The 242-nt window shown below is 62.0% G+C and carries 1 protein-coding gene; it reads right to left on the bottom strand.

Features of this window, described 5'->3' with window-relative positions:
* A partial coding sequence (locus SB764_RS43985) for an amino acid--tRNA ligase-related protein (protein WP_410867312.1) occupies positions 1-242 on the bottom strand: 242 nt, incomplete at both ends.

Raw genomic sequence — 242 nt, 5'->3', positions numbered from 1 at the left:
CCTTGGTGACCGGCTTGCCTTCGGCAAACTGCTCGAACACGTTGGTGACGATCGGAGCCATCGTATCCCAGACGTCTTCCTGGGTGACGAAGCTCATTTCGACGTCGAGCTGGTAGAATTCGCCCGGCAGACGGTCGGCACGCGGATCTTCGTCACGGAAGCACGGCGCGATCTGGAAGTAGCGGTCGAAACCGGCAACCATCAGCAGCTGCTTGTACTGCTGCGGCGCCTGCGGCAGGGCG

Source organism: Paraburkholderia sp. SIMBA_027 (genome assembly GCF_046535315.1).
Lineage (GTDB): Bacteria > Pseudomonadota > Gammaproteobacteria > Burkholderiales > Burkholderiaceae > Paraburkholderia > Paraburkholderia tropica.
This window is presented reverse-complemented; position numbering and strand designations above follow the sequence as displayed.